At 41.5% G+C, this 19,610-nt stretch carries 15 protein-coding genes and 1 tRNA gene; 7 read left to right on the plus strand and 9 right to left on the minus strand.

Annotated elements, in window-relative coordinates; all coding sequences use genetic code 11:
- Positions 1–83: 83 nt before the first annotated feature.
- The 3 genes from I3249_RS02990 to pyrC all read right to left on the minus strand — a co-directional run bounded on the left by I3249_RS02990 (position 84) and on the right by pyrC (position 2,714).
- Positions 84–159: transfer RNA gene (locus tag I3249_RS02990), tRNA-Glu, on the minus strand.
- A gap of 533 nt (positions 160–692) precedes the next feature.
- Positions 693–1,352, minus strand: a complete 660-nt coding sequence (gene rnt / locus I3249_RS02995) for a ribonuclease T (protein WP_101206451.1) — start codon at positions 1,350–1,352, stop codon at positions 693–695.
- Between the two features lie 291 nt (positions 1,353–1,643).
- On the minus strand, positions 1,644–2,714 hold the full coding sequence (pyrC, locus tag I3249_RS03000) for a dihydroorotase (RefSeq protein WP_238068507.1): 1,071 nt from the start codon (positions 2,712–2,714) through the stop codon (positions 1,644–1,646).
- Between the two features lie 335 nt (positions 2,715–3,049).
- Here pyrC and I3249_RS03005 point away from each other — a divergent pair, with 335 nt between their 5' ends.
- Positions 3,050–4,288: an argininosuccinate synthase gene (locus I3249_RS03005; RefSeq protein WP_057761167.1), complete on the plus strand. Its 1,239-nt coding sequence runs from the start codon at positions 3,050–3,052 to the stop codon at positions 4,286–4,288.
- Positions 4,289–4,433: 145 nt separating this feature from the next.
- Here I3249_RS03005 and I3249_RS03010 read toward each other — a convergent pair whose 3' ends face one another.
- Positions 4,434–5,702, minus strand: a complete 1,269-nt coding sequence (locus I3249_RS03010) for a hypothetical protein (RefSeq protein ID WP_238068508.1) — start codon at positions 5,700–5,702, stop codon at positions 4,434–4,436.
- 140 nt (positions 5,703–5,842) lie between these two features.
- Here I3249_RS03010 and I3249_RS03015 point away from each other — a divergent pair, with 140 nt between their 5' ends.
- Positions 5,843–6,358: a L,D-transpeptidase gene (locus tag I3249_RS03015; protein ID WP_102093075.1), complete on the plus strand. Its 516-nt coding sequence runs from the start codon at positions 5,843–5,845 to the stop codon at positions 6,356–6,358.
- A 145-nt stretch (positions 6,359–6,503) separates the two neighbouring features.
- On the opposite strand, the gene I3249_RS03020 is transcribed toward I3249_RS03015, so the two are convergent.
- Both I3249_RS03020 and I3249_RS03025 read right to left on the minus strand, forming a co-directional pair.
- The gene (locus tag I3249_RS03020; RefSeq protein ID WP_238068510.1) at positions 6,504–8,114 is read right to left on the minus strand and encodes a CYTH and CHAD domain-containing protein; all 1,611 of its coding nucleotides are present in this window, start codon (positions 8,112–8,114) and stop codon (positions 6,504–6,506) included.
- Positions 8,115–8,267: 153 nt separating this feature from the next.
- Positions 8,268–9,854, minus strand: coding sequence for an isocitrate lyase (locus I3249_RS03025; protein WP_101206309.1), 1,587 nt, complete (start codon positions 9,852–9,854; stop codon positions 8,268–8,270).
- A gap of 683 nt (positions 9,855–10,537) precedes the next feature.
- Here I3249_RS03025 and I3249_RS03030 point away from each other — a divergent pair.
- Together I3249_RS03030 and I3249_RS03035 are read left to right on the plus strand one after the other, a co-directional pair.
- Entirely contained in the window at positions 10,538–11,527 is a 990-nt protein-coding gene (locus I3249_RS03030; RefSeq protein WP_057761159.1) for a LysR family transcriptional regulator, read from the plus strand.
- 402 nt (positions 11,528–11,929) lie between these two features.
- Positions 11,930–13,303: an NAD-dependent succinate-semialdehyde dehydrogenase gene (locus I3249_RS03035; RefSeq protein ID WP_238068511.1), complete on the plus strand. Its 1,374-nt coding sequence runs from the start codon at positions 11,930–11,932 to the stop codon at positions 13,301–13,303.
- A 172-nt stretch (positions 13,304–13,475) separates the two neighbouring features.
- Here the strand turns inward: I3249_RS03035 and purN are convergent, their stop codons facing one another.
- Together purN and purM are read right to left on the minus strand one after the other, a co-directional pair.
- Positions 13,476–14,168 carry a phosphoribosylglycinamide formyltransferase gene (gene purN, locus I3249_RS03040; protein WP_238068513.1) on the minus strand — a complete coding sequence of 231 codons (693 nt, stop codon included), beginning with the start codon at positions 14,166–14,168 and terminating at the stop codon, positions 13,476–13,478.
- Complete coding sequence (gene purM, locus I3249_RS03045) at positions 14,168–15,229, minus strand: phosphoribosylformylglycinamidine cyclo-ligase (RefSeq protein WP_238068515.1); 1,062 nt, start codon at positions 15,227–15,229, stop codon at positions 14,168–14,170. Before purM ends, purN begins: the two co-directional genes overlap by 1 nt.
- A gap of 502 nt (positions 15,230–15,731) precedes the next feature.
- On the opposite strand from purM, the gene I3249_RS03050 reads away from it, so the two are divergent.
- The 3 genes from I3249_RS03050 (at position 15,732) to I3249_RS03060 (ending at position 18,755) form a co-directional block, all read left to right on the plus strand.
- Positions 15,732–16,838 carry an AI-2E family transporter gene (locus I3249_RS03050; protein WP_238068516.1) on the plus strand — a complete coding sequence of 369 codons (1,107 nt, stop codon included), beginning with the start codon at positions 15,732–15,734 and terminating at the stop codon, positions 16,836–16,838.
- Positions 16,839–17,144: 306 nt separating this feature from the next.
- Complete coding sequence (gene hda, locus I3249_RS03055) at positions 17,145–17,948, plus strand: DnaA regulatory inactivator Hda (protein WP_102093670.1); 804 nt, start codon at positions 17,145–17,147, stop codon at positions 17,946–17,948.
- A 102-nt stretch (positions 17,949–18,050) separates the two neighbouring features.
- Positions 18,051–18,755 carry a DUF2057 family protein gene (locus tag I3249_RS03060; RefSeq protein ID WP_238068518.1) on the plus strand — a complete coding sequence of 235 codons (705 nt, stop codon included), beginning with the start codon at positions 18,051–18,053 and terminating at the stop codon, positions 18,753–18,755.
- A gap of 118 nt (positions 18,756–18,873) precedes the next feature.
- On the opposite strand, the gene I3249_RS03065 is transcribed toward I3249_RS03060, so the two are convergent.
- Positions 18,874–19,359: a Dps family protein gene (locus tag I3249_RS03065; protein WP_238068520.1), complete on the minus strand. Its 486-nt coding sequence runs from the start codon at positions 19,357–19,359 to the stop codon at positions 18,874–18,876.
- Between the last annotated feature and the right edge of the window lie 251 nt (positions 19,360–19,610).

The raw sequence follows: 19,610 nt of genomic DNA on the forward strand, positions 1-19,610 counted from the left end.
AAATTATGAACTGGGTTTTTGGTGGTACGCTTGTTAGTCTAATCTAATGCTAAGCAATAGTGCTAACAAGTGACGCCAAATAGTGGCGTCCCCAGGGGGATTCGAACCCCCGTTACCGCCGTGAAAGGGCGGTGTCCTAGGCCTCTAGACGATGGGGACTAGTAACAACACTTCAACTGCTTTCACCATTTATGCTGAAGTGGTGCGTATTTTAATAGCGTCGGCGCTTCCTGTCAAGCCTTTTTCTACGTCTTTTTAAAATTAAATATCTTTTTTTAATTGCGCGCCGAGGATGTAGGTCATTTCGCTTTAAATGATAGCGAATCCATAAAGAAGTACAGGCACTAATCGTCAGTGCGAGCAGCATATAGCCGAGAATGGTACCCCATAACTTGAGCTGTGGATCCATAATAAAGTCCCTCCTATTAATCTTGATAATGCTTACTATCAAGACAGTGTGAGCAACTTAAACCATCTATAGGATATAACTACATCGCTTAAGAGTGATATTTTATCATCAGACCGTTATTCGCATCGAATAGAACAACTACGTCTGTAATCACGAAAAAATAGTTCCATCTATATATTATGATATCAATCATATCCCTATTGATTGCCAAATCAAGATGTCAAAGTCATCAAGTATTACAAATAGCACTATTATGTATGATTGGCAATATAGGATATGTGACTTATTGACTGTCGCTATCAGCTGACTCTTCTTTCGCGTCTTCATTGTGCAGTGCATTGGCCAACATGGGATAGTTATTTAGTATATGACAGAATAGCTCAGCAGTCTTTTGAGTGTCATACAGAGCTGAGTGAGCATTCTTGCCATCAAACTCTAACCCTGCTGCTTTACAAGCACGTGCTAGGACAGTTTGACCAAATGCTAATGCTGATAAGGTAACGGTATCGAATACTGAAAAGTTATGAAATGGATTGTGGTTTTTGCTATTGGTTCGTAGCACAGCTGCATTCAAAAAAGCCAAGTCAAAATGGGCATTGTGTCCAATTAAGACACATTGACGGCATTCTTCATCACGGCGTACGTCTTTTAACCCTTTAAAGATGCGGCGCAATGCTGTCTTTTCATCTTCTGCAATGGCTTTGCGCATTGGATTTTTAGGGTCAATGCCGGTAAAGGCAAGCGCACTTGGCTCTAAGTTTGCGCCTTCAAAAGGCTCGATATGAGCGTTGAAAGCTTCACCTGGATAAAATACACCTTGCTCATTCAGTAAGACAGGAATACAGGCAATTTCTAATAGGGCATCGGTCTGGGCATTGAAACCTGCTGTTTCCACATCGACGACGACAGGCAAGAACTTACGAAAGCGGTCTTTTAATGCCATAGGTGCTTGCTCATCTGTCGCTGAAGCTACATCTTCAGGGGAAGCGTTTAGAGTAGTATCAGGACTAGCAGATTTAGGGTTTGATAAGTCTTCGTCAGGCAAGGTCGCTATGTTTTGATTGGTCATATAAAGTTAAATCACTTTTATCAGTCGTACTAATATATTGAATAAGAAATAAGCATCCTACGATACTAACTGCACCTTTAGTACAAAGAAATCTACTACAAAGGTATCATTAATATCATAGGATAAAATAATAGGTCATTTATTGAATGCTAAGCTTTGCGGGCGTTAAGCCTTAATCGACCAAGGTAGCGTCTCACCTGCCATTAGGGGCGTCAATGATGCGCCATCAAAATAAGGATAGTCAGTCGGTACTTGCATAGGTGTGTTGACAAGTGTGATCGTGCTTTCATTTAGATGTAAGCCGTAGAACTGAGCACCAAAACGACTGGCGAAACCCTCTAACTTATCTATCTTTCCAACACTGTCAAAGGCGGTCGCATACAAAGGCAGCGCCGTGGCTGCACTATAGCAACCTGCACAGCCACAAGCGGCTTCTTTTTTGTCTGTCGCATGTGGCGCAGAGTCAGTACCCAAGAAGAACTTTGGATTACCACTAGTAGCTACATCTAATAGCACTTTTTGGTGGCTTTCACGCTTCAAAATGGGTAGACAATAAAAATGCGGTTTGATACCACCAACCAATAGATGATTGCGGTTAAACATCAAATGCTGCGGCGTAATAGTGGCAGCAACATTGTTACCTTGTGACAATACAAAATCTGCCGCATCGCTGGTAGTGATGTGCTCTACTACTATTTTCAACGTAGGGAATTTCACGATAATTTGAGCCAATACTTCGTCTAAGAAACGCTTTTCGCGATCAAAGATATCTATATGGTCTTGAGTAACTTCACCATGTATCAGTAGTGGCAAATTGTACTTTTCTAATGCTTCAAAGACATCGACACAGGCATTAATATTGGTGACACCATCTGTGGAGTTGGTAGTCGCTCCAGCAGGGTAGAGTTTGACAGCTTGTACGATACCTGACTGCGCTGCCAACTCGATGTCTTGGGCAGTGGTGTTATCCGTTAAGTATAGGGTCATACGCGGATCGAAAGCTGACTTGCGCTCAAGACTTAAGTTACTTGCTACTAATTGCTCCATGATACGTGCGCGGTAAGCAATAGCATCCTGCGCGTTTTTGACTGGAGGCACCAGGTTAGGCATACAGATGACACGGTTGAAGCTGCTTGCTGCATGAGGTACGGTCGTGCTCAAAGCGAGATCGTCACGCAAATGAATATGCCAGTCATCTGGCTGAAGGATGGTCAATTCTCTAATCGAATCAGTCATAGTGTCAAAGCGCTCTATATCGTCAAATAAAGGAAACAAAAGGGAGTGATACTGTGGGTCTATCATAACAGATTTGCCCACTTGACTAAATATAAGGCTAGATATCTGTACATAATTCATCGAGCTAAGGTTAGTATCCTGTCGTTAAATGATGTTTAAATTTTGGTGGCAAAAATGAGGTTGACTAGAATTTAAGTCAAAAGCGCACGCCTTATGGCAGTTAGACTTTTGCCCATAGTAAATATGATGTACACTGAGCAGGTAATTATCGTTCGACTTGCTTTCGATTTGATCGTCGCCTTTTCTAAAACTATATTTCATAATGGGAGTTCTTCATGGCTCAACTTGATCCAAAAAATATCAATAAAATCGTCTTGGCTTATTCAGGTGGTCTTGATACCTCAATCATCGCTAAATGGTTACAAGAAACTTATGATGCGGAAGTAATTACCTTTACCGCTGATATCGGTCAAGGCGAAGAAGTTGAGCCAGCACGAGCCAAAGCTCAAGCAATGGGTATCAAGCATATTCATATCGAAGACTTGCGCGAAGAGTTCGCTCGTGATTATGTATTCCCTATGTTCCGTGCTAACGCCATTTACGAAGGTGAGTACTTATTAGGTACGTCTATTGCCCGTCCGTTGATTGCCAAGCGCTTGGTTGAGATTGCTAAAGAGCATAATGCCGATGCTATCAGCCATGGTGCGACTGGTAAAGGCAATGACCAAGTTCGTTTTGAGCTAGGTGCTGTCGCTTTGTCACCAGACGTAGTAACCATTGCTCCTTGGCGCGAGTGGGATCTATCAAGCCGTGAAAGCCTAATGAAATATGCTGAAGAGCATGATATCGCCATTGATTATGCGGGCAATAAGAAAAAATCTCCTTACTCCATGGATGCTAACTTACTACATATCTCTTATGAAGGCGGTGTTCTAGAAGAACCGTATACTGAAGCAGAAGATGACATGTGGCGCTGGTCTGTCAGCCCAGAAGAAGCACCTGATGAAGCGCAATATCTAGAACTAGAATACGAAAAAGGCGACATCGTTGCTATCGATGGCGAAGCGCTTAAGCCTTATGAAGTCATGATTAAGCTGAATGAAATCGGCGGCAAACATGGCATCGGCCGTTTAGATATCGTTGAAAACCGTTACGTCGGTATGAAATCACGTGGTTGCTACGAGACGCCAGCGGGTACTATTATGCTAAAAGCGCATCGCGGTATTGAGTCACTAACGCTTGATCGTGAAGCTGCCCATCTAAAAGATGAGCTAATGCCACGCTACGCAAAAATTATCTACAATGGCTATTGGTTCAGCCCTGAGCGTATGATGCTACAAGCATTGATTGACAAATCACAAGAATACGTCAACGGTACGGTACGCGTAAAACTCTATAAAGGTAGCGTGAGCGTCGTCGGCCGTAAATCTGACGATTCATTATTTGATGAAAAAATCGCCACTTTCGAAGATGATGCGGGCGCTTATGATCAAAAAGACGCAGAAGGCTTTATCCGTCTAAATGGCCTACGTTTAGCTATCGAAGCTAGCCGTGGTCGCGATTTATCTAAGTAAGTTTTTGGGCTGCTTATAGTCAATTCGTAACTTAGATCGCACAACAAAAAAGAGACTCTATGTTGATAGGGTCTCTTTTTTTATGGCTAGTAAATGGTTGCTAAAACGGTTGCTTTGAGGGTAGCTATTTCAAAAGTAAAACGCTTTACTCAGATTTTTCTGTATTTGCAGCGTCAGGTTCGTCTTCATCTACCATTACAATGGCCACATCTTGCTGTTGACGCTCATCAATAGCATCTTGTTCTAACACTTCTTCAGTTGCCAGGATCGCACCGTCAGATTTTTGCGATTGGTATTTCAAGGTAGCGAGTGCACCAAGGACACCAACGACAAGTATGATGATAAGAATGACAGGATTTTTCCATAGTGGTGTGGAAGCCTCATATTCGATAGGCTTTTCACTAGTGGTGGTTGGCGTATTGTCGTTATTGCCGCCGATTAGTCCCAAACTTACTAAAGGCGGTTTAGGTGGATTGGCTGGTTCAGAGTTAACGCGTAGTCGATTTCGACTGAGATAGATATCTGATATTTTGGCTAATTGTAGCAGCCAGCGTTGATGTGGTAAGGCAACGGCATGCATCTCGGTAAATACTAGCATATCGTTGTGACGACCTTGCTGTAGATTGTCAGGTGAGCGTCCAATGGCTTTTAGGTAATTGCCTGTCGCCATTTGCATGTCTTGCACAGGTTCATAGTTTTCGGGTTTGAATCCAGACAGTTCATACCAGTAAGGATCAAAAGAAGGTGGAGTGCTTGATAACTGCTCAGCATTTAATAAAGTACGTTCCGCATTACTCTCTGAGTTATTCTCTATCGCTTCAACAGCTTTAGTAGTTGATTCGGGCAGGTCACTGTTGCTTTCTGTTTCAGCAGACAAGGTATGCGCATGCTCTGGGCTAAATCGGGCCGCTGATAAAAACTGTGGTTGTAGTGCAAACCATTTATTGATCTCATCACTGTCTAGTTGACTGTATTCTGTCAGGATAGCCAATTCACGCAGCACAATCACGCATAAAGAGGTGAGTAGAGTTTGAGCCTGCTGCGTCGTTGCATCAATCTTCTCAGCGATATGTTCGCTTGCCTTTATGACACGGGCGTTATCACTAAATACAGCATCTGCTGCATCGTGACGATGGTAGAGTGTGGCGCTAATGGTTGCAAAGTTCATTGAGTTATACTGTCGTAACTCTTTGACAGCACTACGACCAAACAGCTTTTTGCTGACTGCCTGTCCCTGATGACGCTGCTGATAGGCGAGAAGCGCACTTACGATGGCTTGTAGACTGGCATCCATCCCTAAGCGAGCTTGCGGTAGAGAGAGCTGTGCCGCATCGGCCAAAAGTGACAGCATAGGCTGGGTATCATGATATAAAAAATCATACATCGACACACGTGTCGGTGAAATAGTCGTCATAATCTGCTAGCATCAAAAAGTGTGCCCCTATATTACGGTGCCAAATGTCTTGATACAATCCCTTGATAATAGAAATTTTCAATCATTTTACTAATAACCTTGATAGTAATCTGATGAATGACTGATAGTCGGAAGCATTTATGACCAATAATAAGACGCTTGATAAACAACTCGTGATTAATATCGCTGAGCAAACATTGACGATGTACCAGCAGCAAACTGAGGTTGCGAGATACGTAGTCTCCACTGCAAAGAATGGTATTGGTAGTCAGCAGGATAGTGGTTGCACACCGCTCGGTAGGCATATCATTGAACAAAAAATAGGTGGTAGCGAGCCTATGAATGCGGTATTTGTTGGGCGTGTGCCGACAGGTGAGATATACGATGCAAATCTTGGTGAGCTACATCCAAAGCGTGACTGGATATTGAGCCGTATTCTCTGGTTAAGCGGTCTTGAAGAAGGGTTAAACAAAGGTAGCAATAGCCAAGGTGGCTGCGATACTTATGAGCGCTATATCTATATTCACGGTACACCAGATACTGAACCAATGAGTATTCCGCTATCACATGGCTGCATCCGTATGCGTAATGAAGATATTGTAGAATTATTTGAGCAAGTAGAAGAGGGTATGCCTGTTACGATTGTGGCTAATTAGGTCGTGTTGCACATTTAGCCATGGCGCTGACAGAAGCTATTTAAACACAATAAAAAAAGACAGCTAGTTATATAACTAGCTGTCTTTTTTTATGGAGTGGCTTTACTTTATGAAAGCCGTACCCCTCATAAAAATGATACTACTATTACCAAAACGTTGAGCTATCTGCAAATTTTGCTAAACGTGCATCAATATGACTCTGGTCATCAGTTAGTATGGCCGTAAACCAACCCGTACCATATAAAGCATTAGTATCTGTTTTTGATTTCAATTCATAAAACTGCTGATATTGATTATCATCGTTCAGTTGTTCTAATGCTTTTTGTGCTTTTATCAGACGCTTTAACCAACGTTTCGTTTTCTTTTTAGCTTTTTTCTTACTTAGTAAAGGCGTAGAAAATTCACTGATGTAGCGCAAATCTCTTAACTGATTAAGCCGCTCGCTTTCAGGTTGGTCATTATCAGCAATGTCTGTGTTTACCTCGATGTCATCGCTCACAAGCTCAGCAACACTTACTTCGTCACTTACTTCATCACTTATTTCGTCAGCTTTTTTATTAGTTTTAAGGTATTTTTTATATTGTTTAGAGAGGACTTTCGTTAGCTTATCGCGGGCAAGCTGATCAGTCTGAGGTTCAATGCTTGGGTCGCTCATAGTAAAGGCAATCAGCTCTAGCAAGGTTATCTGAAAGTCATTGGCTTGCAACGTATTGATAGGCGTAATTTTGATATTTTCAATATCTGTTGTCCAGTCAACGGCAGGCGCGCCACATGCTTGTAGCTCAGGTTCGATCTGTGCATTGATATAAGCAAGTTGATAGTAGTCGCTAAGCAAGGTTGCAGTTTGCTTTAGTATCGGCAGCCATTCAGGATTAATCTCATCAGAGAATTCAGCAAATGCTTTCAACGCAGTACGCAAGCGATCAATACCAACTCTTAACTGTAGAATATGATTATCATCTATGCTGCCAGCGACGATAGCACTGCTGTTTGGTAATATCTGTAATAAGCAATTGTGTACGACCGCACGTATAAATGCAGGTGCACTGCTGTCTTTGTCTATTTGCAATTGACTTAGGTTTGCGTTGACTGCTGGACTGTGATTTTGTCCGTTAATAAGTAAGCCGCCGTTTTCAGCTTTGGTAACGGTAGATAGACACAGCTTATAGCGCTTGCACCATGTTTTGGCAGTTGTAAATAGAAAATCTAAATCTCCTGACACCAGTTCAAACTCTATCTCTTGAATGGCTTTGCGTAGCGAGTCATCAGTACCATGGATGATTTCTCCTTGATCGTAAGCCATTTCGATACAGTTATCGGTTTCATCCTCATTACTTTCTGTTAGCAACCGCGTAGTGCGCTCGACGTCAGTCACATAAAGTCGTGTTAGCGTCTTTGCTAGCTTTTTGAGCTTAAAATCAGCCAATGCTGCAGCGACTGGAGTGTCTTGATATATCGTTAAATCAGGCATTAGCTCATTATTATCGAGCATCGTTTGTACTTGCTCATTATCGAGTACGGCATTGTGCTCCAAGCGTGCGGCAATACCATCACCACCAGCTTTAATGGTTTGTACCCATGTATCGCCTTCTTTGCGAATACGCAGACCGATACCTGCCTGTGCAAGCTGTTGGTCAGGCGTATCGTAATAATGTGCAGCCAGTTGTGTCACTTGTGAGGATTTAACGTGCGTTTGACGCATTAAACCCTTTAGCCGTGACTCTGGTACCAAAAACTTCAGCTCTATCTCTTGCATATTAGCTCCTAATAATTCTGACTGATGGCTCTGATCGATGGTTGTGATAAACAATTATTAGTCTACCATTCTCTGATTATTTAAACCGCAATAAAAAACCGCCCTACATGATGTAGGACGGTTTTTTGATAAATACTGCTAGTCTGTCGGTTATTAGAACTGGTTCATCGTGTTCTTGCCGCCGCCAGCTTTCAGAGCGTTATCGCCTGAGAAGATTTCTTTGTGGTCATCGCCAAGGTCAGAACCAGCCATTGCTTGGTGCTTAACACAAGAGATGCCTTCGCGGATTTCTTTACGCTGTACGCCAGCTGCATAAGCAAGCATACCTTCTTCACCGAAGTAGCCTTTAGCAAGTTCATGAACGCTAAGAGCAGTCGTGTGGTAAGTCGGTAGCGTGATTAAGTGATGGAATACACCAGCTTCACGTGACGCATCACGTTGGAAGTTCTTAGCGGCTACGTCAGCGGCAGCATCAAGCTCAGTACCGTCATAATCAGCACTCATTAAGTCATCTTTATTGTATGCAGAGATGTCTTTGCCTTCTTCTTCCCACTGTGCGATAACTTGCTTACGGAAGTTAAGTGTCCAGTTGAATGATGGGCTGTTGTTGTATACAAGCTTCGCTTTAGGCTGTTGCTCTTTAATACGGTCAACCATCATTTTGATGTGCTCTACGTCTGGAGTCGGTGTTTCGATCCATAGTAGGTCAGCGCCGTTTTCTAGAGCCGTTACACAGTCAAGTACAACACGGTCAATGTTAGTCTCTTCACGGAACTGATATAGACCGTTAGGTAGACGAACCGGGCGTACTAGTTTGCCGTTGTGCTTAAGTAGGCTGTCATTTTCTTGAGCGTTCTCTAGCGTTACTTCTTCCATTTCGATGAAATCGATGTATTTAGAAGCAAGATCGCCTGGCTCATTTGATACTGGAATTTTTTGCGTTAGTGAGGCGCCTTCAGAGTCAGTACGAGCAACGATAACGCCGTCTTCAACACCAAGCTCTAGGAATGCATAACGGATAGCGTTTAGCTTAGAGATGAAGTCTTCATGCGGTACCGTTACTTTACCAGCCTGGTGACCACATTGTTTAGCGTCAGATACTTGGTTTTCAACCTGAATGGCACAAGCACCAGCTTCGATCATTTGCTTAGTCAATAAGTAAGTAGCTTCTTCGTTACCGAAACCTGCATCGATATCAGCGATGATTGGCACAACATGTGAATCAAAGTTTTCGATTTTTTCTAGGATAGCTGAAGTGTCTTGGCCAGCTTCTTCAGCAGCGTTTAGCTCACGGAAGTAGTCGTTCAATACTTTAGCATCTGCTTGACGTAAGAAGGTGTAGATTTCTTCGATTAGCTTAGGTACTGATGTTTTTTCGTGCATAGATTGGTCAGGTAGTGGACCAAACTCAGAGCGTAGAGCAGCTACCATCCAACCTGAAAGGTAGATGTAAGTTTTAGACGTCGTACCGAAATATTTTTTCTTAGCGTACATAGTTTGCTGTGCAACAAAACCATGCCATGCACCTAAAGACTGCGTGTACTGAGACGTATCATTGTCATAATCTTCCATGTCTTGACGCATGATTTTTGCAGTATATTTTGCGATATCCAAACCCGTTTTGAAACGGTTTTGTGACATCATACGTGCAGCATCAACTTCGCTAATGTTCTGCCAGTTGCCGTGCTTTTGCTTTAATTCACGTACTAAGTCGATCGCTGATTTATATGCAGTTGACATCTATAGTCTCCTTGGTGGGGTGTAAAAACAAATAAGTTAATTGTTAAAATAATGGGTCTGTCGTTTTACTAAAATCTTTGTACTAAAAAGTAATATTCAAAATTTGGTCTATCGTTTATCTATTGAAGCTCTATTTACCCTAAACAAACCGCTAGGCTATTACAAGAAATTTGCTGAACTCAACAGTTGAAAATAATTGCTGGTTTATAAATATTTATCGATTCTCACTATATATCTAAAAGGTATCTGAATACTTAATAGCCAGTGATGTCATAATTGGTAGCAAGAGATGTTACAATAATGAGGTCAATTAACCGTATTTAACGACTGATAAAAACCATTAATATATTACTTAGCGACAATATTTAATCGGATAAAAGCAGCTTATGAACCTAAGGTTCGTCCTCTATGCTGCAAATCCTTTATAGAACTCACTATAACCACCTTACCAAGATTTATCTAATTTATGATAGTTATCTTTGGTATTTCTGTATGATATAATGTTTATATAACAGCGTCTTACGATAGGTTTAATGAGTTATAATGCAGCTCTATCAGAAAAAAATAGAACCAAATTAGTAAAAAATAATGAAATTATGCTGTTATAGCGCACAAATCATCGTAGCAGCACTACAAATGCCAGCCTTAATATGGCGTTTATTCAAAAGCCAAGAGAACCAAATATGAATTTGCAGCGGGTTGATTTAAATTTATTAGTCCATCTAGATGTGTTGCTACGAGAAAAAAACGTCACTCGCGCAGCCGAGCAGCTTGGGATTACTCAGCCTGCTATGAGTAATATCTTGCGCCGTTTGCGTAAGCTGTTTAATGATCCATTATTGGTACGCTCATCTGAGGGTATGACGCCGACTGAACGCGCCCTTGAATTACAGCCGCGTATCCGCGAGATACTTGCTGACTTGACTCAAGTGTTGGAGCCGCGTACTGAATTCCGCCCTTATAGTACCTCTCGTGTGTTCCGTATCATGACATCGGATTATGCCGAAGCGACCCTAGTACCTAAGCTAGTAAAAGCACTACGTTCTGAAGCGCCTAATGTGATTTTGGACTTTTTGACTCCATCAGACGTCTCTTATCGAGATATGGAGCAGGGACGAGTTGATTTAGCGATTAACCGTTTTAACGAGATACCTCAAAGCTTTCATCAGGTTCTAGTATGGCGTGATACTTTTAGTTGCCTATTATCTTCTGACAGTCCTTATGCCAATCGTTTTAATCTGAAAAACTACCTTAAAGCACAGCACGTTTGGGTATCTAAAACAGGGATGGGCGTGGGCTTTGGGGTCAATCCAGAAAAATCTGGTGGACTAGGATCTATCGATCAAGCCCTGCAGCGCCTTGGTCAAAAACGCCAAATCAGTGTCTTTACTCGACATTATCAAATGCCTGCTATGCTTGCAGCAAATAAAGATTTGATAGCGACTTTGCCCACGCGTGTGGCAAGAATGCAGGCAAATAACGACAGTATCATGATGGAAGATCCGCCGTTTTTTATTCCTGAGTTTGAGCTTACGATGGCATGGTCACCTCTATTGCAGCATCACCCAGCCCATCGTTGGTTACGTCAGTTAATTATGCATGTGGCACGACAAGTCGTTGCTGAAGAAGAAAATCCACCACAAGAGATACCGGTTATTAATCATTTGTTTTGATTGGTTTGTGTGAGTTGAATCTATCTTTTATTAGAGCGGAATATTCCTGATTATCTGAATTTTTTATAAAAGTATTTCTCTTTAGATTCCACTCTATATAGTTATTAGACCAGCCACTAGGCTGGTTTTTTGTGTTCTAGCGTTTAATAGTTAGTATGTAATATTCAGTTATACTTAATAAGTTAGTCACACTATTAACATCTTCAACACACTTCACAATATATTGTAAAACTCTTCATCAAATAGCTTGTTAAGATAACGGCAGATAGAAAACGAGCTACCAATAGATTGTGCTATCGACGTAAATTTAATAATTAAAACTGTCACAGCAAAATAATTATAAGTGACAGTAAACCCGATTATAAATCCCAAATGTAAATTCGAATAATAAGGACAGTAACTATGTCAGACATTACTACTATTAACCCAACCACGGGCGAAGAAATCAGTAACTACAATTATATGAGCAATGACGAAGTCAACAAGATTGTCGATGCTTCACATAACGCATTTTTAGAGTGGCGTACAGTGAGCCACGAAGAACGTGGTCGCGTCATCAAGTCTATCGGTGATAAGCTGATGGAATACAAAGAAGAGCTGGCTAAACTGATGACTGAAGAGCGCGGCAAGTTATACAGCCAGAGCATGCAAGAAATTGATCTCTGTAAAGCCATCTGTGATTACACTGCTGAAAACGGTGTTGCTTCTTTGGCTGATGATGTACGTGATATCGAAAGCATGAAAAAAGGGCTAGTGACGTACCAACCTATTGGTATTATCTACGGTATGCAGCCTTGGAACTTCCCAGCGTATCAGGTATTCCGTTATACCATCGCAAACTTGATGGCGGGTAACAGTGTCTTATTAAAACACGCATCTAACGTAACAGGCTCTGGTTTATTAATTGAAAAAATCCTTCACGAGTCTGAATTGCCAAGTGATTTGTTCCGTACGATTATCATTGATCATGACCAGTCAGAAGCATTGATTGGCAACGACAAAGTACGCGGCGTGACACTAACAGGTAGTGACAAAGCAGGTGTAATCGTTGGACAACAAGCAGCTAAGGCGATTAAGAAAGCTGTATTAGAGCTAGGTTCAAATGATGCATTTATCGTATTAGAAGATGCTGACATCGAAACTGCAGTAGAAACCTGTACGCAAGCACGTCTAATCAATAACGGCGAAACTTGTGTAGCAGCCAAACGCTTTATCGTAGTCGATAGCGTATATGACGAATTCCGTAAGCGTATCGTTGAGAAATTTGAAGGCACCAAAGCGGGTGACCCCATGGATGACAGCTCAGATATCGGTCCATTAGCACGTGCAGATCTACGTGAGCAGCTACATGAGCAAGTAGAGCAAAGTGTGGCTAAAGGTGCAACGATCGCTGTTGGCGGTAAAGTACCTGAAGGTAAAGGTAGCTTCTATCCAGCAACTATCCTAGAGAACGTTGAAAAAGGTCAGCCTGCATACGATGACGAACTATTTGGTCCTGTCGCTTCACTAATTCGTGCAAAAGATGAAGACGATGCAATGCGCATCGCTAATGACAGTCGTTATGGTTTAGGTGGCGCGATTTTCTCAAAAGACGAAGAGAAAGCTGTTCGTCTAGCACGTGAGCAATTCGATACAGGTATGGTCTATATCAATGGTTATGGTCTTGCCAATCCTGCACTGCCATTTGGTGGCGTGAAAAACTCAGGCTATGGTCGTGAGCATGGTGGCTTCGGTATCAAAGAGTTTGTCAACATTAAAGCAGTTCATGTATTTTAAGAATGAACTAATTAGACAAATTAGCTAAATAGATAACTATTTACGATTTTAAATGATAGTAAATAATAAATAGTTATCAAATAAAAAAGCCCAGTTGCTCATAATGAGTAACTGGGCTTTTTATTGTGCTATATAAAGTGGTATTAAAAGCAGTTTAATAAGCTAAGATTTTTTATCCATCTATAAGCAATTGCAAAGGTAACGTCGGTAGGTAAGTCTCCGTTTGCGATAGTGTATTATTTGCTTCAAGTGATAATACATTTTTTGCTAGGAGTAAAATCGTCCAAGGCAGCAATTGATGTTCAAGCTTCTGAACCCGTGACTGTAAACTCTCTGCGGTGTCGTTGATATCGACATTCAATACGGCTTGAGTCAACACCTGACCTGCATCAAGCTCCGCTGTCACTTTATGAATACTACAGCCGTGACGACGTTCACCCGCTTGTATGACTCGTTTATGAGTATCTAAACCCTTATAAACCGGAAGTAGAGAAGGGTGAAGGTTAATCATGGGCGCTGGTACATTATCGATAAACGAGCCACTTAATACACGCATGAACCCAGCTAAGACGATCAAATCAGGTTGCCACGCTATTAGCTGCTCGTTGGCATGGGTTTCAAACGTCTTGATACCCATACGTTTACCATTAGCAACGTGTGACAATACCGCAACTGGAATATTGGCATCTTTAGTACGTGTCAATGCATAAGCATCTTCACGGTTACTAATGACACCAACGATTTCAACTGGTAGCGCACCTGCTTGCATGGCATTGATTAACACTTGCAGGTTGCTACCACTTCCTGAGACTAGAACAGCAATACGCAACGGTTTGATAGGCTGGCTTGCGTTATCAGTCGACATTAACGGTACACCACTGCATCCGCCTGGCCATCAGTGCTGCGTTTGACCATTTCACCTAGTTGCCAAGCTGTTTCGCCCGCGTCAGTTAAAGTCTGGATAGCAGCTTCTGCTTTGTCTCTTGGCATAACGATGACAAAACCAACGCCGCAGTTAAAGGTACGGTACATTTCGCTCTGCGCGATATTACCTTGGGTCTGTAGCCAAGTGAATAGCTCTGAGAACTGCCAGCTATTGGTATCGATGCTAGCCGCTAGATTATCAGGTAGTACACGTGGCAAGTTATCCGTTAGACCACCACCTGTGATGTGTGACATCGCATGCAAAGCTGAGCTACCAAGCGTGTCTTGTAATGCTTTGATTGCTTTTACATAGATACGGGTAGGAGCCATTAGAGCATCTTGAATAGGCTGACCGTCTAGTTGCTCGTCGCTATTCGTAACATCCACACCGCTAACTTCGATGACTTTACGAACCAATGAGTAGCCGTTTGAGTGCGCGCCACTTGAGGCAAGTGCAATCAGTACATCGCCTTCTGCGACATTTTCACCAGTGACGACTTCTGCTTCTTCAACCACGCCTACACAGAATCCAGCTAGATCGTAATCGTCATCTTGATACATGCCTGGCATTTCAGCAGTTTCACCGCCGATAAGCGCACAGTTCGCTAGTTTACAACCATCACCAATACCAGTCACTACAGTCGCCGCTACATCAACATCCAGCTTACCAGTTGCATAGTAGTCTAAAAAGAATAATGGCTCTGCGCCGCAAACCAATAGATCATTGACGCACATCGCGACCAAATCAATGCCAATCGTGTCATGACGGTTCAGCTGTAGCGCCAATTTTAGTTTGGTACCGACGCCATCAGTGCCAGAAACCAATAATGGTGAGGTATAACCTGTCGGGATACGGCATAACGCACCAAAACCGCCAAGTCCACCCACGACTTCAGGACGAGTAGTGGCTTTTGCAACGGACTTGATTCGCTGAACCAAAGCATCGCCTGCATCGATATCAACACCGGCATCTTTGTAGCTTAAAGAAGGCTTGTCACTCATAGTCATCTCACAGTTGGGGATAGATAATTGGGATTAGAAGGTAAAGTAATTGAGCACGCAAAAAACAGCGTTATAACGTTCAAAAGCAAAGTTTAAAGACAGTGCGCGCATTATACCCAAAAACAGACCGTACTCGCAAAGCAACTTGCCAATATTTGACTAAGATTTGCATTAAGTGGCAAATAAGCGGTTAAGAAACAAAAAATGACTGATCTTTTGTTGTACTCTGCGATAATAGAACGCTAAATTTATTGTCAATAAAGACTTTAATACAAGTTCATATGTGATTGACAAAAACACAGTCTTAAACATAAATTTATTAAAAATTAGACTTTTTTGAAAGCTTTGATACGTCTCAGCTTAGTTAGCTAAAACTAATGAGAAAAAAGCAATTCGCCTAGTGATACATCCTAACGACTGTATTTATATCGTTTAGAACTTACTATCACTGACTGACTCACTATCACTTTTTTAAACCCGTCCAACTATAGGATTACTTGTCATGATGAACCAACCAATAGATCCTTTTTTTCGGCGTTTATTTATTGTTGTGGCGTTAGTTGTGGCGGTGTTTCTCTTATACATGGTGATGCCCGTCATCGTGCCTTTCGTTTTTGCTTTTATGTTGGCTTATTTGTTTAATCCCCTAGTCAAGCGCCTATCAAAATACATCAAGCGCTGGGTCGCGATTATTATTGTCTACTCGACAATTACTTTGGGGATGGCGTTATTATTATGGTGGTTAGTACCGACACTATGGCATCAGCTGCAAGCGGCCTGGGATTATTTGCCAAAGATATTTAATTGGTATAACCAAGTCGTACGAGAGTGGTTCAATAGTAATACTCGTATCAAACTGCCCCAATTAGAATCTAAAGAGTTTTCCGATACTCTCGTCGATTATATGCAAACGAACTATAAGTTCGCTGATGCAAGTACCATGATGAGCCAAATACTGACCTCAAGTATGAACTTTATCAATAATGCAGGTCTGATTGTATTAGTGCCTATTTTGACCTTTTACTTCCTATTTAATTGGGATCAGCGTTTGCATAACTGGAAAATGGCGATACCAGGTGCTTACTGTCAAAAAGTGACTGAAATAGCTAAAGAGTGTGATCTGGCATTGATGGCATTTATCAAAGGTCAATTACTGGTGATGGTGTTGCTAGGCGCTATTTATGCTGTACAGTTACAGCTCATTGGGCTAGAGCTTGGGCTTATCATTGGTATGGTAGCAGGCATTGCCAGTTTTGTGCCGTACTTAGGGTTTGGTATTGGTTTTATCGCAGCTATTATCGCCTGCCTATTTCAGTTTGGATTGGACTGGACGTATTTGTCATTGGTCGTAGGTGCGTTCTTGATTGGACAAGCTGCAGAAGGTTATATCCTACAACCATTGCTGTTAGGTGATAAGATTGGTTTATCGCCATTATGGGTCATATTCGCCGTATTGGCAGGTGCCAGTCTATTAGGTTTTGTCGGTATGTTGATCGCCTTACCAGTATCCGCTGTCTTAAACGTCCTGTTCCGCCATTTATATAACTATTATCGGACCACTGACTTTTATAAAGGCCGTAAACAACTGGCATTGTTTGAAAAAAAATAATTACTTTATGATTGAACATACTAAATTAAGATATGAACACAATGATTGATAAGGCTTAATGGGTAAAAGACTTGTCAGTCATTTTGTAAATATGTTATATATAGGCGCAGTGTTGATAGTATCAGCCGTTTTGGTACCAGTTTTGCTAACTTGTTTTCGACAAAGTCACTAACCAATTTTTGCAAGGCTATAGGCCATCACATACATTTGTATCGGCTAGTATTGATAGTAATGAATACAGCCCAGAGTAACCTATCTTTTTTTATTATATTTTCCATTGCACTACGCAACACGAGTTGATGATTCATGGCAGAAGCACAGCTAAGTCTCAATCTGGACATTAAGCATGATGCAAGTCTCAGCGACTTTGCCGGTCCCGGTTGGATGTCGATTATTGATGCAGTACGGCAGTTACATGTCGGCCTGATCGGTCAACTATATCTGTTTGGTAGCCCTGCTACAGGTAAGTCCCATTTGCTGTCCGCTATTTGTGAGTCATTTATCGAAATGGACAAATCGGCTATCTGTTTGTCCCTTAATGAGCTGATTCATACAGATGTCCACGTACTATCATCTTTAGAAAATTTTGATCTGATTGCTATCGATGATTTGGAAGTGCTTGAGCAAAGCAGTCAGTGGCAAGAAGCTTTATTTCATTTGATTAATCGTAGCCGAGAAGGGCAACGCCAGTTATTGTTTGCCGCCAATAAACCAGCCGACGACTTACCATTTCAGTTAAGGGATTTAATGACGCGTTTGGCACAAGCACCTACCTTTAAAGTGCCTACTGGTCATGATTTGGCAGACAGACAAGCATTATTACAGTCTATTTTGCGTCGGCGCGGATGGCAGTTTGACGATCGAATTATTGATCACTTACTAACTGATGGACCGCATCGTATCGGTGCGATGATGGAAGTACTTAATTATATTCAACCAATGTTTTCTAACCTTGGTCGCAGTAATATCTCAAAAGCAGTCATAAGTGATGCTTTGCGTACCATCGATGAGCAAACGCTTGCCGCGGAGCTGGCGGATATCGCTCAAGAGACGCAAGTAGATAACGACACGCCTGATCAAGACCAACATACGATGCCACTTGATTTTTAGCAGTAAGACTTCTAGCAGTAAAAATTTTAGCAGCAAAAAATGAATAGCCGTAAGAATACGAATCTTTTGTCCAACTCGCTTTTACTATTAATGGAATAACTTATGAAATCGAATACTCTTTTGCTAAAAAAATTAACGATAGGTACGTTGTTGGCAGGGGCTGCCTCGGTCTCTATGTTGTCACAGGCAGCAGTGACCCTACAGGTTGATGACCATATCAAAGTAACCGCTATTAATGGACAGGAAATTCAGCAGAGCGCTTTTCAGCCGCTGCAGAAAACATTTACGTTACAGCCTGGACAACATGCTATTACTGCTAAGTATGACCGTTTATATAACTTGCGTCGTGATGAGCATGATTATTTGCGTTCAGGTAATGTCAGTGTGACGGCACAATTGGCCGACAATCAAACATATCGTTTGACGATGCCTAATCAACCAGAAGATTATGAAGCTGCTAGAGAATATGCCAAGCAGCCTACGCTCGCTGTGCAACAAAACAATACTGTCATTGCTAGCCAGCAAAGTATGGCCGGTAACCAAGGTGGTCTATTTTCAGGCCTTGGTAAAGCGCTAGGCGGCGTGTTCGGCGGTGCAGGTGATGCAGAGTTACAGAACCAACGTGCTATCGCCTCTTTAGATCAACCAGTAGTAAATTCTACTAGCAACGTCAACACTGGCACGACCACTGTTAAGCAAACATCTAGCGTAAATACTTCTACTAGTACGTTAGATACGTTTATGCAAGTTTGGCTACAAGCCACGCCTGTTGAACGTGAAAAAATGCGTCAATGGATCCAAAAATAAATCAATCTTCTATAAAAGATAGACAATAAAAAAGCACCTAATTAGGTGCTTTTTTATTATTTAGAATTTGATAATCATTAGAGTTGGTAAGGTTAAGCCGAATAAAAACTAAAAGCTCTTAACCCAAAAACGCGTTATACATCCATACCAGTTTTTCTTGCTCTTGTACGTAAGCATCGATTAGGTCAGCTGAACCTTGGTCTTCGCTCTCTTCTGCTAACGCTGATACTTGGCGTTGCTCTGCAATTAACGCTTGTAAGCCAGTGACCACGCCTTTGACACAGCTTGTGCCATCTTTAACGTTTTTGTCTTCACTAATACTAGTATGCTGCGTAAAATCGCTATAAGCGTGAAGTGGTGTACCACCCAAAGTCAAGATACGCTCAGCGATTTCATCAATTTGGATTTGTAGTGACGTATATAGCTCTTCAAATTTTGGATGCAAAGTAAAGAAATGCTCACCTTTTACATTCCAATGATAGCCACGTACATTTAAGTAAAACACATGATACGTTGATAGTAGGTTGTTTAACTTGGCGATGACTTCGCTCATGTCTGCTTTTTCTAGACCGATCTGGTTAGTAGCATTGTTAGAATTGCTCATAGTATTGTCCTTATAGTGTGAGTGTAGTTATATGATAATAAATAAAGAAAAATAAAGGCTCTCATGAATTAAGATACAGCGAAAAATACTTTATTTTTCATCTGTATCTATCAATATAGACTCTATTGCTTCCTTTGATGCTTATAATAATAGCAAACTATTATTAATAAGTTAAATTTAATAAATACAATTTTACGATTGGTTTTATAAAACTAAAACCGAGTCTCTTTACTGTTTTTCTAAACGATAGA

The organism is Psychrobacter sp. Ps1, from assembly GCF_022129425.1.
Taxonomy (GTDB): domain Bacteria; phylum Pseudomonadota; class Gammaproteobacteria; order Pseudomonadales; family Moraxellaceae; genus Psychrobacter.

Excerpts from the sequence above, each read along its gene's own strand:
- rnt (WP_101206451.1), bottom strand. The coding sequence starts at position 1,352 with ATGGCATTAAAAGACCGCTTTCGTAAGTTCTTGCCTGTCGTCGTCGAT.
- pyrC (WP_238068507.1), bottom strand. The coding sequence starts at position 2,714 with ATGACTGATTCGATTAGAGAATTGACCATCCTTCAGCCAGATGACTGG.
- I3249_RS03005 (WP_057761167.1), top strand. The coding sequence starts at position 3,050 with ATGGCTCAACTTGATCCAAAAAATATCAATAAAATCGTCTTGGCTTAT.
- I3249_RS03010 (WP_238068508.1), bottom strand. The coding sequence starts at position 5,702 with ATGACGACTATTTCACCGACACGTGTGTCGATGTATGATTTTTTATAT.
- I3249_RS03015 (WP_102093075.1), top strand. The coding sequence starts at position 5,843 with ATGACCAATAATAAGACGCTTGATAAACAACTCGTGATTAATATCGCT.
- I3249_RS03020 (WP_238068510.1), bottom strand. The coding sequence starts at position 8,114 with ATGCAAGAGATAGAGCTGAAGTTTTTGGTACCAGAGTCACGGCTAAAG.
- I3249_RS03025 (WP_101206309.1), bottom strand. The coding sequence starts at position 9,854 with ATGTCAACTGCATATAAATCAGCGATCGACTTAGTACGTGAATTAAAG.
- I3249_RS03030 (WP_057761159.1), top strand. The coding sequence starts at position 10,538 with ATGAATTTGCAGCGGGTTGATTTAAATTTATTAGTCCATCTAGATGTG.
- I3249_RS03035 (WP_238068511.1), top strand. The coding sequence starts at position 11,930 with ATGTCAGACATTACTACTATTAACCCAACCACGGGCGAAGAAATCAGT.
- purN (WP_238068513.1), bottom strand. The coding sequence starts at position 14,168 with ATGTCGACTGATAACGCAAGCCAGCCTATCAAACCGTTGCGTATTGCT.
- purM (WP_238068515.1), bottom strand. The coding sequence starts at position 15,229 with ATGAGTGACAAGCCTTCTTTAAGCTACAAAGATGCCGGTGTTGATATC.
- I3249_RS03050 (WP_238068516.1), top strand. The coding sequence starts at position 15,732 with ATGATGAACCAACCAATAGATCCTTTTTTTCGGCGTTTATTTATTGTT.
- hda (WP_102093670.1), top strand. The coding sequence starts at position 17,145 with ATGGCAGAAGCACAGCTAAGTCTCAATCTGGACATTAAGCATGATGCA.
- I3249_RS03060 (WP_238068518.1), top strand. The coding sequence starts at position 18,051 with ATGAAATCGAATACTCTTTTGCTAAAAAAATTAACGATAGGTACGTTG.
- I3249_RS03065 (WP_238068520.1), bottom strand. The coding sequence starts at position 19,359 with ATGAGCAATTCTAACAATGCTACTAACCAGATCGGTCTAGAAAAAGCA.